Genomic DNA, 11,743 nt, shown 5'->3' with positions numbered 1-11,743 from the left:
GTGGGGGGGGGGGGGGGGGGTGAGGGTGGCTCGGGTACAGGATGAGATGCTGACCGTCGAGTTGCGCAGCTCGACGTCGGGGGCTTGATCCTGGCACCGAGCCACCCTCACCCCTACCCCTCTCCCACTCGGGAGAGGGGATCCCGCGCTTGATTTTGAAAAGATTTTTCCCCGGACAAGCCTGCGCAGAGGGAGGGCCAGGGCGGCGGTCCGTCGGTTGCCCGCTCATTCCGCCTCGTTCGCCTTGGCGTAGAGATCGAGCGCCCGCACGAAGACCGGGTTGAACCGGCCGTCGAGCGCGCCCGGATAGTAGTCCGCGTCCTTGATCGCCCGCTGGACGGTGCGGATCGTCTCGGGCTTCAGCTTCTGGGCCGCGGTGTCGGTGGCCGAGACCGAGGCGGCGCCGAGCTCGCCGCGCCTGAGGGCGCGCAGCACCATGTCGGCGGAGCGCACGCCGGGGAAGTAGCGGCCGAAGCCGTTGTCGATCAGCGTCGCCATCGTCGCCATCGCGACCGGGTCGCCCTTGTCGGCGGCCCGCCGGAACAGGTCGAAGCCCTGGCGCAGGTCCTTGGGGAAGCCGTGGGCGCCGGTGGCGTAGTGCGGCACCAGCTTCGAGATCGACGGCACGTCGCCGCCCTCGACCGCGCGCTTGTACAGCGCGACCGCGCCGGCCTCGTCCCTGGGGATGCCGTTGCCGTATTCGAGCATCCGGGCGGCGTTGGCGAGCGCCACGACGTTGCCGCCCTCGCCCGCCTGCCGGTAGAGCCGGAGCGCCTCGGCCTGCCCGCGCTTCACGCCCTGGCCGTTCTCGTAGAGCGTCGCGAGGTTGTTCATCGCCGCGATGCTGCCGGCCTTCGCCGCCGCGTCGTAGGCGGCGAAGGCCTCCCGGTAGCGGTCGGCCCGATCGTAGGCACGGCCGAGCTGGTAGGACAGGCGGCGCAGCTGCGGGTAGGCGGAGGCGGCCGCCCGGCACGCCTCGATCGCGGCGGCGGGCTCGATGCGGCCGAGCTTGACCCCGGTCGCCCCGGCCGGCCGGTCGGGGTCGTCGGTGCCGGCGGCGAGGTCGTCGCAGCGCCTCACCCGCGGGTCGGCGCTCGGGTCGGCGCCGCCGAGATAGCCCTCGGCGAGGCCGCGATAGGCGCAGACCTCGCCGCAGGAATCGAGATAGGCCTGGTACTGGCGCCGGGCGCCGAACCGCGCCCAGTTCTCCCCGTCGACCGCCGCCGCGTCCCGGCGCCGCCCGGCGAGCAGCCGGTCCATCGCCTGGGGCCGGTAGGCGCAGACCTCGCCGCAGCCCCCGACATAGGCCTCGAAGCCCTCGCGGGTGCCGAGCGCCTCGGCGCGCCGCCACGCCGCCTCGTCGCGGATCGCCGCCACGCCCTTCGCCACCGCCTCGACGGGCAGCGACGCCTGGAGCACGATCGGCGCGTCGTCGATCTCCGGCACCTGCTCGCGGCCCGAGGCGCGGCGGGCCGCCTCCTCGACCTCGCGGCGCAGGTAGCGCTTGAGCTCGGGCCACTGCACCTGCCCGTCGCCGTCGCCCTGCTGCTCGGCCGCGTCGGCCTGTCCCGACACCCCCATCAGGAACCGGCTGGTGAGCAGGCCGAGCCGATTGGCCTCGTCCCAGTTCGCCGGGGTGGCGCCGGAGGTGGCGACGAGCCGGACGATGCCGGCCTCGGTCTTCGGCCGGGCCGGGGCGAAGCCGGGGGCCGAGACCGCCAGCAGGCTCTCGCCCTTGCGGCCGGTCTCGCCGGTGAAGCAGGCATCGACCATCACGACGAGCTGGCGCCCGGGGCCGATCTTGCGCTTCACGAGGTCGAGGTTGCGGTAGAGCGTCTCCAGCGCGTAGCCGCTCTCGCCCTGGTTGGGGTTGCCGTCCTCGGGCAGCAGGAACGGCTGCCGCGTCGCGAGGTCCGGCACGCCGTGGCCGGAATAGTACACGAACACGTTCGAGCGGCCCTCGCGCACGCTGCGCCACAGCCGGCCCGATTGCGGATTGCGCTCGGTGCCGAAGACCTGGTTGAACTCGTTGAGCGTCGCGTCCCTGAGGACGAAGACGTTGCTCTCGCGGTAGCCGAGGCGCTGGACGAGGTAGCTGCGGATCGCCTCGGCGTCGTTGTGGGCGAAGTCGACCGGCACGGTCTGCTTGTAGCTGCGGTTGCCGATCACCACCGCGACCGACTCGGCGTTGTCGGCGAAGGCCGCCGCCTCGGGGACGGCGCGGGCGAGGAGGACCGCTCCGAGAAGCGTGGCGGCGAAGCGAAGGTGTCGCCACGGGGCGGGGGCCGGTCTCGGCATGCGCGTCGTCCTCCTGTCCGGCTCGCGGGCCGGCTGTCGTCCTCGAAACGGGGCACGCCCGCTCCCGGGCGCGGCACAGGGTTAGCCGCGGGCGGCGACGGAAACAATCCGTTCGGGCCAAGTCTTCTGCCGGGTCTCGGGCAGTGTTCGCGGCCAAGCTTCCGGCCGCGGCCAAGATCTCAGCCGCCGGCGAACAGCGCCACGACGAGGCTGAGCACGACGAGATGGAGCGGCGACAGCGTGAGGAGCATCGCGCGACCGTCCGACCACGCCAGGGCGGAGCCGTGGCCGTCCGCGTCGGACGGGAGGGGCCAGCCGGCGGGCATCTGACGGATCGTGCGGGTCATGTCGGTCTCCCTGGTCGGGGCATCGCTTCGCCCTCGCCAGGGTCATGGGCGCGCCAGAGCGGGTTTCGCCGAGGGGCCGACAGGAAAATGGGATCGCGCGTGCCGGCCGCGGGCTAAGGGACGACCGGCGGAGGTTGAAGGGAGGGCGGCTGGGGCTTGCCGTCCGCCGCGCTCTCGCCCGGCTTGCGCTCGATCTCGGGCTTGTAGGGGCACAGCGCCGGCAAGCCGCGCAGGATTCCGGCTCCACCGGCCAGAACGAGGGGCAGGATCGTGTCCTTGGAGAGTTTTCCGACTTCGGGGCTGACCAATCCGATCAGGATGAGCAGGCTCGAGCAGAACGTGGACGCCCCATAGAGGACATCCATCTTGTCCTTCATCGTCGCGATGTGGAACGCCGGCGTCTTGTCCGTGACGATATCCCAAACCGTGTTGATGATGAAAAACAAGCCGATCCAGATGAGGTAGAACACCGTCATCTGGTTGACGTCGGATGGGAAAAACGCATGCTTGACGAACACCGAGGCCGCGCCGAGCAGAGCGCCGAGCCCGTTTGACAGCGTCTCCATGCCGGTCGCGTCGTTGCAGCTACCGGTTGACGAACCAGGTGATCGCGGCGCCGATCACGCCGCCGCCTGCCGTTGCGGCATCGATGGAGGCGGGCCTGAGCTGGTGCAGCCACTCCTGAGCCGTGGCGGCAGCCGCAACGTCGTACAGGCCGAGCAGAGCGATGGCCGCCCCTGCGCCTGCGAGGGCGCCCTTGCCGATCGTCACGATCGTCAGGAATGTCCGCCACGTCGCAGGGACTCGCATGTCGGGCCGTGTCTTTCTTCCAGGTGCCGTGATCGTGGACATGGCAGCGTCCAGGCTTCCATGAGTGACGAAGCCGCGGTTGGCGGATGGTTCGTTCGAACACCGGCGAGGAACGCATGTTCCGCCAATCGGTGCCGCTGTCAACGCGCATATGGGTAAGGAGTGCTGCCCTTTTCAGGTCCGGGCCGGCGGCGCGTCGACCAGAACCGGAACAGTCTCCGAATGGCCGGCGAACGTCGCCGTCGCGCAGGATCACGCCCTGGCCGGCCCGAACCCGGCCGGTGGCCGCGAGCCGATGTGCTCGCGCAGGGTGCAGCCCTCGTACTCGTGCCGGAAGAGGCCGCGGCGGCGCAGTTCCGGCAGCACCAGTTCGATGAAGTCGTCGAGCCCGCCGGGCAGAGTCGGCGGCATGATGTTGAAGCCGTCGGCGCCGCCGGCGCGGAACCGCTCCTCCATCTCGTCGGCGATCTGGGCCGGGGTGCCGACGACCTGCGAGTGGCCCCGCGCCCCGGCGATGCGCAGGTAGAGCTGGCGCAGGCTCAGACCCTCGCGGCGGGCGAGGTCGACCATCAGTTGCTGGCGCGACTTGGCGCCGTTGGTCTCGGGCAGTTCCGGCACCGGTCCGTCGGGGTCGTGGCCCGACAGGTCGTGGCCGCCGACCATGCGCCCGAGCAGCGCGAGGCCGACCACCGGGTCGATCAGCGCCTGCAACTCCTCGAACTTCGCCCGCGCCTCGGACTCGGTGCGCCCGACGACCGGAAACAGCCCCGGCATCACCTTGAGGTCGCCGGGCGCCCGGCCGAAGCGGGGCAGGCGGGCCTTCAGGTCGCCGTAGAATTCCACCGCCTCGGCCAGCGTCTGGTGGGCGGTGAACACGATCTCGGCGGTGCGCGCCGCGAGATCTCTGCCGGGGCCGGACGAGCCGGCCTGGACCAGCACCGGCTGCCCCTGCGGCGAGCGCGAGAGGTTGAGCGGGCCGCGGACCTCGAAGTGCTTGCCCTTGTGGTGGAGCGGCCGGAAGCCGTCGGGCTTCGAGAACTGGCCGCTCGCGCGGTCGATCACCACCGCGTCGTCGTCCCAGGTGTTCCACAGGCCGAGCACGACGTCGGCGAATTCCTCCGCCCGCTCGTAGCGATCGGCGTGGCGGGCGATGCGGTCGTTGCCGAAATTCGCCGCCTCCAGGTCGGTGGCCGAGGTGACGAGGTTCCAGCCGGCCCGGCCGCCGCTGAGATGGTCGAGGGAGGCGAAGCGGCGGGCGACGTTGTAGGGCTCGTTGAAGCTCGTCGAGGTGGTGGCGACGAGGCCGATCCGCTCGGTGACGGCGGCGAGCGCCGAGAGCAGCGTCACCGGCTCGAAATGCGTCGAGCGCGCCGTGCGCTCGCTGGAGCGCAGGTCGCCGTCGCGGATGCCGGTGCCGTCCTCCAGGAACACGAGGTCGAACTTCGCCGCCTCGGCCCGCTGCGCCCAGCCGATGTACCGCTTCAGGGTGATGCCGCCGTCGGCCTCGCTCGACGGGTGGCGCCAGCCGGCGACGTGGTGGCCGGTGGCGTAGAAGAAGGCGCCGAGGCGCAGGGTGTCGTGGGTCATCGTTTCACTCGATAGGGGGACCAGCGCCGGCTGTTCAGCGGACCTGGCCCCAGCGCCGGACCGTCACCCGCTCCAGGCTCGCGAACACGACGGTCTCGACCACGAGCCCGATCGCGATGACGAGGAGGAGGCCGGCGAAGACCCGGTCGGTGTAGAGTTCGTTGCGGTTCTGGAAGATGTACCAGCCGAGGCCGCCGCGGCCCGAGGCGGCGCCGAACACGAGTTCCGCCGCGATGAGCGTCCGCCACGCGAAGGCCCAGCCGATCTTGAGCCCCGACAGGATCGCCGGCAGCGCCGCCGGGACCAGGATGCGGCCGACATAGGCGAGGCCGGTGAGGCCGTAGTTGCGCCCGGCCATCCGCAGCGTCTCGGGCACGCCCTGGAAGCCGGCATAGGTGGCGAGCGCCAGCGGCCACAGCACCGCGTGGATCAGCACGAAGACGAGGCTGCCGGTGCCGAGCCCGAACCACAGCAGCGCCAGCGGCAGCAGCGCGATCGCCGGCAGCGGGTTGAACATCGCGGTCAAAGTCGAGAGCAGGTCGCGGCCGAACTGGGTCGAGACCGCGAGCGAGGTCAGCCCGAAGGCGAGGACGATTCCGGCGAGGTAGCCCTGGGCCAGGACGGTGAGCGAGATCCGCACCCGGTCCAGAATCTCTCCGCTCGCCACGCCGTCGGCCAGCGCCGACAGGGTGGCGAGGCAGCCCGGCAGCAGCAGGTCGTTGTCCTGCCAGCGCGCCAGCCCCTCCCAGGCGAGCGCCAGGGCGGCGAGGATCAGGCCCCGGCGCAGCCAGCCCTGCTGCCATAGCCGCTCCGACAACGGCCGGGCGCGCGCGACCGGCGCCTCGACGAAGGGCGGCAGGATCCGGTCGATCTCGGGGCGGATCGGCGGGACGGCGAGCCGGCTCATCGCGGCGCCTCGGCGGCGGGCTCGAACAGCCGCGCGTGCAGGCGCTGGACCGCGGCCTGGAAGGCGCGGCTGCCGAGGCTCGACAGGTCGAACTCGTGGGCGTTGACCTCCGCCCGGACCCGGCCGGGATGGGGCGAGAGCACGGCGATCCGGTTGCCGACCACCAGCGCCTCCTCGATCGAGTGGGTGACGAACAGCAGGGTCGGGCGGGACTCGTCCCAGAGCGCCAGCAGTTCCTCCTGCATCCGGCGCCGGGTGAGCGCGTCGAGGGCCGCGAAGGGCTCGTCCATCAGCAGCACGCGGGGCTGCATGGCGAGCGCCCGCGCGATGGCGACGCGCTGCTTCATGCCGCCGGAGAGCTGGTGCGGGTAGCTCGTCGCGAAGGCCGACAGGCCGACCTTGTCGATGGTGGCGCGGGCGCGCTCCAGCGCCTCGCGGCGGCCGAACCCGCGGGCGACGCGCAGCGGGAAGGCGACGTTCTCGACCACGGTCTTCCACGGCGGAAGCTGGTCGAATTCCTGAAACACCACGATGCGGTCGGGGCCCGGCCCGCGCACCGGCGCGCCGGCGAGCGTGATCGTGCCCTCGACCGGCGCGATGAAGCCCGCCACCGCCTTGAGCAGGGTGGACTTGCCGCAGCCGGACGGCCCGAGCAGGACGAAGCGGTCGGCCTCGTGGACGTCGAGGTCGATGCGGTGGGCGGCGCGCACCACCCGCTCCGGCGTGCGGTATTCCAGCGAGACGCCGGCGATGCGCAGCAGCGGCGCCGGCAGGGCGCGCGGTGCGGGGACCTCGTCCACGGGCAGGACCGGGGGCCGCGTCGCGGCGACCGGTTCGCGCTCGGCCAACAGCGTCATCCGCGGCTCCTCAGCTTCCCGCTCCCGTCCGCGGCCCGGCGAAGAAGTAGTCGCCCAGGGCCTTCGGCTCGTTCCTGATCGCGCCGACCCGGTGCATGAACTGGCCGAGCCCGAGGGTGTTCTGCGGCTCGACCTTGAACGTCACCTCGGGGTTCCGGATGACCTTGAGCAGCAGGGCGCGGTCGGTCCGGCTGCCGGTGGCCTTGATGTAGATGTCGGCGGCCTGCTCCGGATTGGCGGCGATGAACCGCGCCGCCTCGTCGAGGGCGTCGACGAAGGCCGCGTAGGTCTTCGGGCTGCTCGCGACGAACTTCTCCGTCGCGTAGAGCACGGTGGAGGAGGCGGGGCCGCCCTGGACGTCGTAGGAGTTCAGGACGATGCGGGCGTTCGGGTTCTCGGCCAGTTCCTGCTCCTGGAACGGCGGGTTGCCGAAATGGCCGGTGATCTCGGTGCCGCCCTTGATGATCGCGGCCGCCGCCTCCGGGTGCGGCAGCGCCACGCTGATCCGGTCGAGCCGGGCGAATTCCTTGTCGCCCCATTGCTTGGCCGCGGCCCATTGCAGGATGCGCGCCTGCACCGACACGCCGACCGCCGGCAGGGCGATGCGGTCCTTGTCGCCGAAATCGGCGATCGACGTCACCTCGGGCCGGTTGCTGACGAGGTAGTACGGGAAGTTGCCGAGCGAGGCGACGCCCTTGACGTTCTGCCGGCCGCGGGTGCGGTCCCACAGGGTGAAGAGCGGGCCGATGCCGGCGCTGGCGACATCGATGCTGCCGGACAGGAGCGCGTCGTTGACCGCCGAGCCGCCGGAGAGCTGGACGTACTCGACCTTGATGTCGAGGCCGGCCTTGCGGCCGTGCTTCTCGATCAGCCCCTGATCCTCGGCGACGTTGAGCAGCAGGTAGACGATGCCGAACTGCTTGGCGATGCGCAGGCGCCCCTCCTCGGCGGCCGCCGGCGCGGCGCCGGAGGCCAGCAGGGCGAGGCCGCCGAGCAGGGCGGCGGCCTGCCTGCGGGACGGCAGGATGCGTCGCGTGGTCATCACGGTCTCTCGTCGTTGAAGGGTGCGCGGCCGCGCCGCTCGATTGGCGGGAAATCTGTCGTTCTACGATGTCGTCGTCAACCAGAACGTTGTTTTGTTTGGCGGTACACCGCGAGATCGATGATCTCGCGGCGCACGCGTTCCCGAAAGATTATTTTTCTTCGCGCCGGGCGGCGCTCAGGCGAGCCAGCCGAGCCGGCGGCCGAGGCGGAGCGTGACGGTGGCGCCGACGAGCATCGCGGCCGCGAACACCCAGCCCGAGACGGCCCCGGCCATGATGCCCGACAGCAGCGTGCCGATGCTGCAGCCGAGCCCGGTCATCGCCCCCCAGCCGAGCAGGATCCCGCCGGACAGCCCGCGCAGGACGTGGCCGCGCCGCGGCCGGGCCGGCCGGAACTGGCCGGCGGCGAGCGCCGCCGCCAGGGAGGCGAGCACGAGGCCGCCGACGAACAGCCCGTTGGGGGTGACGAGGCCCTCGCGCAAGGCCGTGGCGCAGCCGCGCAGGCCGTCGAGCCCCTCCAGCCGCTCCGGCAGCAGGCCGAGGGACGCCGCCGCCTGCCGGCTGCGTCCGCCGATCTCGGCGGTGACCCCGAGCGGGGCGACGCGCAGGGTGGCGAGCGTCGCGATCGCCCCGACCGCGAGCCCGCCGAGCCAGGCCGGCCAGCGCGCCACGAACACCGCGTGGAGCGGGTCCCGGGACGCCGGTGCCGGCGCGGCCGGGAGCGGCCGGCGCCGCAGCAGCCACAGGGCGATGGCGCCCAGCACCGCGAGCCCGGCGACGAGGGCCCCGCCATAGCCGAGATGGCGCGGCAGCCACGCCACCGGGGCCTCGGCCACGCCGGCGAGGTAGAGCGGGTTCCAGGTCGCGAAGCCGAGGCCGAAGCCGAGGGCGGCGCCCAGGAGCGCGAAGGGCGCCGTCGGCGAGCCCTCGCCGAGGCGGTAGAGATGGGCGCCGATGCACGAGCCCGACACCGCCATGCCGGCCCCGAAGGCGAGGCCGGCCAGGGCCAGGACCGGGCCGACCGGGCCGATATGGGCGCCCGGCGGCAGCCGCGTTCCGGACGGGTCGGGCAGCCAGGCGCCGAACAGCACGGTGGTGCCGGCGAGCCCCGCCGCCAGGGCGGCGAGCACCCCGAGCGCCCCGCGCGGGTCGCCGTGGTCGAGGAGGTCGCGCCACAGGCACAGGAAGCAGAAGCGCGAGCGCTGGAGCACGAAGCCGAACAGCGCCCCGAAGACGAGCGAGAGGGCGAGGCGGCCGCCGCCGGCCTCGCCCGAGAGGTGCCACGCGCCCCCGGCCAGCCCGGCGGCGAGCGCGGCGGCGAGGCCGACGCGCAGGGCCGTCCCGGCGGGGAGCGCCGCGGCGGGGACGGCCGCCGCGCTCGCCTTCACTGGCCCGCCCTCACTTGCCGCCCCAGACCGTGCCGGCGAGGTTGACCACCGGCACGCCGACGGCGTTGCCGTACTCGGTCCACGAGCCGTCGTAGTTGCGGGCGTCGTAGCCGAGCACCCGGCTCAGCACGAACCACGAATGGCTCGAGCGCTCGCCGATGCGGCAGGAGGTGATGACCGGCTTCGAGCCGTCGATCCCGGCCTCGGCGTAGAGCTTCCTCAGTTCGGCCACCGGCTTGAGGGTGCCGTCCGGGTTGACCGCCCTGCCCCACGGCACGTTGACCGAGCCCGGGATGTGGCCGGCCCGCACCGCCAGTTCCTGCACCCCGGCCGGGGCGATGACCTTGCCGGAGAACTCGTCGGGCGAGCGGATGTCGAGGATCCTCTCGTCCTTCTCCTTGCGCGCCACGGCGAGCACGTCGGCGAAGCGGGCCCGCAGGGTGCCGGCGGCCGGGGTGACGGGAAACGTCGAGGCGGCGACCTCCGGCGTGGTCGTGTCGAGCGGGCGCTTCTCGGCCTCCCACTTCTTGCGGCCGCCATCCAGCAGCTTGACGTTCTCGACGAGGCCGTACTGGGCGAAGACCCAGGCGCCCCAGGCGGCGAACCAGTTGTTGTTGTCGCCGTACAGCACCACCGTGCTGTCGCGGTCGATGCCGAGGCGGCGCGCCAGGGCGGCGAATTTCTCCGGCCCGGCGATGTCGCGGCTCACCGTCTCGACGAGGTCGGTGTGCCAGGCGACGGTGTGGGCGCCGGGAATGTGGCCGCGCTCGTAGATTCCGGGATCGACGCTGACCTCGACGATGCGCAGCTTTGGCGCCGCGAGGTTCTTCTCCAGCCACTCGGTCGAGACCAGCGGGCTCTTCGCCTCGTCCCGCACCGCCGGCGCGGGCGCCGCGCCGGCATTGGCCAGGGCGGGCGCGGCCGGCAGGAGCCACGCCGCCGCCAGGGCGGCGCAGGCCAGGGCCGGTCTCCGGAAAGGGCTGCCGTGCATCGTGGTGGGTCCCCGCTCGCGCGCATCCTCTCGGGCCGGCGGGGCGCGCCGGCGGGATGCGAGGGTGATGATCGATCGCCTCGGAGATCCGGGTCGGATCGTCCAAGTCCGGGGATGATGTCCGGGGAAGTCGGCCGGCGTCAATGAAAGCGATGTTCTTATTTCGGCAGTCGTCGAGAAGATTGCTGCTGCGTCAGGCGCGAGAACGACGGGGATGATCCCGGCGTCCCGTGCGTGGTTCGTCCCTCACCCGCGCGCGGCGTCGAGGGCCCGGGCGAGGTCGGCCAGCAGGTCGCTCTCGGCTTCGAGCCCGACCGAGAGCCGGATCAGGCCGTCGCCGACGCCGGCCCGGGCGCGGGCCTCGGGGTCCATCGCGGCGTGCGTCATCGTCACCGGATGGGCGATCAGGCTCTCGATCCCGCCGAGGGATTCCGCGAGGGTGAACACCCGACAAGCCTCGACCAGCCGGCGGACCGCGTCGCGCCCGCCGGCGATCTCGGCGCTCAGCATCGCGCCGAAGCCGCTCTGCTGCGCCCGCGCGATGGCGTGACCCGGGTGGTCGGGCAGGCCCGGATAGTGGACGCGCGCCACCGCCGGATGCCCGGCCAGGAACGCCGCGATCGCGCCGGCGCTGCGCTGCTGGCGCTCGATGCGGGCGAACAGGGTGCGGATGCCGCGCAGGGTCAGGTAGGCGTCGAAGGGTGAGCCGGTGACCCCGACCGTGTTGGCCCAGGCCGCCAGCTCCTCGCCGAGGCCCGCGTCGGCGGCCACGACCGCGCCGCCGATCACGTCGGAATGGCCGTTGAGGAACTTGGTGGTGGAATGGACCACGAGGTCGGCGCCGAGCGCGATCGGCTGCTGCAGCGCCGGCGACAGGAAGGTGTTGTCGACGACGAACAGGGCACCGGCCGCCCGCACCCGCCCGGCGGTGCGCCGCAGGTCGACGATCCGCATCAGCGGGTTGCTCGGCGTCTCGGTCAGGACGAGGCGGGGCCCCTCGGCCAGGATCCCGGCCAGGGCGGCCTCGTCGGTCTGGTCGACGAAGGCGACGCGGTAATGGCCGCGGGCGGCGCGCAGGGACAGGAGCCGGTGGGTGCCGCCGTAGCAATCGTGCGGCGCCACCAGGAGGTCGCCGGGCCGCAGGGGCGACAGGGCGAGGTCGAGGGCCGCCATGCCGCTCGCCACCACCACCGCACTGGCGCCGCCCTCCAGCTTGGCCAGGGTGTCGGCGAGCTGGTCGCGGGTCGGGTTGCCGAGCCGGGAATAGTCGTAGGCCCGCGGCTGCTCGAAGCCCGCGAAGGCGTAGGTCGTCGACAGGTGGAGCGGGGGAGCCACGGCCCCGAAGGCGGTGTCCGTCCCGATCCCGTTCGCGGCCGCGATCGTCTCCGCGCGCCTCGTCTCGTCCGCCACGGTCGTCCTCCTGCACTGAAGCCCGGGCGCCGGCCTGTGCCGACGCGATGTCGTTCTCTAAAAAGAACGAAACGAGCAATCAACAGGATTCTGTTCGCTGTGACG

General features: G+C 72.6%; 11 protein-coding genes. All 11 read right to left on the bottom strand.

Annotation, left to right across the window (positions count from 1 at the left end):
* Positions 1-225: 225 nt before the first annotated feature.
* Positions 226-2,298, bottom strand: a complete 2,073-nt coding sequence (locus EOE48_RS25200; protein ID WP_127733640.1) for a caspase family protein — start codon at positions 2,296-2,298, stop codon at positions 226-228.
* Positions 2,299-2,477: 179 nt separating this feature from the next.
* The gene (locus EOE48_RS29360) at positions 2,478-2,645 is read right to left on the bottom strand and encodes a hypothetical protein (RefSeq protein WP_187371541.1); all 168 of its coding nucleotides are present in this window, start codon (positions 2,643-2,645) and stop codon (positions 2,478-2,480) included.
* A 113-nt stretch (positions 2,646-2,758) separates the two neighbouring features.
* A complete protein-coding gene (locus EOE48_RS25195) occupies positions 2,759-3,211 on the bottom strand; it encodes a hypothetical protein (RefSeq protein ID WP_127733639.1) in 453 nt (150 codons plus the stop codon).
* A 19-nt stretch (positions 3,212-3,230) separates the two neighbouring features.
* Positions 3,231-3,497 (bottom strand): hypothetical protein, encoded by a 267-nt coding sequence (locus tag EOE48_RS25190; RefSeq protein ID WP_127733638.1) that lies wholly within the window; start codon positions 3,495-3,497, stop codon positions 3,231-3,233.
* Between the two features lie 210 nt (positions 3,498-3,707).
* Positions 3,708-5,042 (bottom strand): LLM class flavin-dependent oxidoreductase, encoded by a 1,335-nt coding sequence (locus tag EOE48_RS25185; protein WP_127733637.1) that lies wholly within the window; start codon positions 5,040-5,042, stop codon positions 3,708-3,710.
* A 34-nt stretch (positions 5,043-5,076) separates the two neighbouring features.
* Complete coding sequence (locus tag EOE48_RS25180; RefSeq protein WP_127733636.1) at positions 5,077-5,949, bottom strand: ABC transporter permease; 873 nt, start codon at positions 5,947-5,949, stop codon at positions 5,077-5,079.
* Positions 5,946-6,806: an ABC transporter ATP-binding protein gene (locus tag EOE48_RS25175; protein WP_127733635.1), complete on the bottom strand. Its 861-nt coding sequence runs from the start codon at positions 6,804-6,806 to the stop codon at positions 5,946-5,948. The genes EOE48_RS25180 and EOE48_RS25175 overlap by 4 nt, the downstream gene beginning before the upstream one ends.
* Positions 6,807-6,816: 10 nt before the next feature.
* Complete coding sequence (locus EOE48_RS25170) at positions 6,817-7,848, bottom strand: ABC transporter substrate-binding protein (protein ID WP_127733634.1); 1,032 nt, start codon at positions 7,846-7,848, stop codon at positions 6,817-6,819.
* Positions 7,849-8,025: 177 nt separating this feature from the next.
* Complete coding sequence (locus EOE48_RS25165; RefSeq protein ID WP_210249598.1) at positions 8,026-9,237, bottom strand: YeeE/YedE family protein; 1,212 nt, start codon at positions 9,235-9,237, stop codon at positions 8,026-8,028.
* A 10-nt stretch (positions 9,238-9,247) separates the two neighbouring features.
* The gene (locus EOE48_RS25160; protein WP_127733633.1) at positions 9,248-10,228 is read right to left on the bottom strand and encodes a sulfurtransferase; all 981 of its coding nucleotides are present in this window, start codon (positions 10,226-10,228) and stop codon (positions 9,248-9,250) included.
* Positions 10,229-10,474: 246 nt separating this feature from the next.
* Positions 10,475-11,638 (bottom strand): cystathionine gamma-synthase, encoded by a 1,164-nt coding sequence (gene metB / locus EOE48_RS25155; RefSeq protein WP_127733632.1) that lies wholly within the window; start codon positions 11,636-11,638, stop codon positions 10,475-10,477.
* Positions 11,639-11,743 lie beyond the last annotated feature (105 nt).

The organism is Methylobacterium oryzihabitans (assembly GCF_004004555.2).
GTDB classification, from domain to species: Bacteria; Pseudomonadota; Alphaproteobacteria; order Rhizobiales; family Beijerinckiaceae; genus Methylobacterium; species Methylobacterium oryzihabitans.
Note: the sequence above shows the minus strand (reverse complement) of the source record. Positions and strands in the feature narration are given on the sequence as shown.